The organism is Cupriavidus sp. SIMBA_020 (assembly GCF_046535395.1).
GTDB lineage: Bacteria > Pseudomonadota > Gammaproteobacteria > Burkholderiales > Burkholderiaceae > Cupriavidus > Cupriavidus campinensis.
The window spans coordinates 1-277 of the sequence record NZ_JAWRWU010000441.1 but is presented as its reverse complement, the minus strand read 5'-3'; the positions used below and the strand labels follow the sequence as shown (position 1 = coordinate 277).

1 protein-coding gene is annotated in these 277 nt (G+C 71.5%); it reads right to left on the bottom strand.

Translation table 11 applies throughout. The features are described from left to right. A partial coding sequence (locus SB751_RS29960) for an EamA family transporter (protein WP_410749018.1) occupies positions 1-277 on the bottom strand: 277 nt, incomplete at both ends.

Sequence of the window (277 nt, the reverse complement as noted above, 5' to 3'; positions counted from 1 at the left end):
CGTGACGGGGTGGGTCTGCACACCGAAGCGCTTTTCATACAGCGTGCCGCTGGTGATGCAGAGCAGGGCGGCCACGGCGAACACCAGCCCGAGCGTCGAGGCCAGGTCGACCGAGGCCTTGGCGACGATGACCAGCGCCGCGCCGGAAACGCCCAGTCCCAGCCCGGCCCAGCGCCGCGCGTCGACGCGTTCGTGGGCGATCACCGGCGCCAGCAGCCCGATCAGGATGGGCTGCAGCGACGTGATCAACGCCAGCCCGCCGGCGGACATGCCCTGC